Annotated in this window: 1 pseudogene; it reads left to right on the forward strand. The window is 56.0% G+C overall.

Going from position 1 to position 252, the window contains the following annotated elements:
• A pseudogene (locus F1735_RS35090) lies at positions 1-132 on the forward strand (transposase); the annotation flags it as partial.
• Between the last annotated feature and the right edge of the window lie 120 nt (positions 133-252).

A 252-nucleotide genomic window follows, 5' to 3' on the forward strand; every position in this document is an offset into this window, starting at 1 on the left:
GAAGCGGCGTTGATAAAGTGGATATCGTGGGCCCGACGCAGCCGCCTTGAGCCATTCAAGAAACTCGCCACGACGCTCAAGGATCGCATGGCGGGCGTCGTACGCGGCATGCTCGATGGACGCAGCAGGGCGATTGCATGAAGGCTGGGACGTCGCGGTGAGCAAAGATTGTAAATATTGCTTGTAAACTCGCCGAGAAAGGCGTTTACTCTTGATATTTGGACGCGAGAATGACACACGGACCGATGTCGC

Origin of the sequence: Massilia genomosp. 1 (assembly GCF_011682185.1) — a bacterium.
Taxonomy (GTDB): Bacteria; Pseudomonadota; Gammaproteobacteria; order Burkholderiales; family Burkholderiaceae_D; genus Telluria_A; species Telluria_A rubra.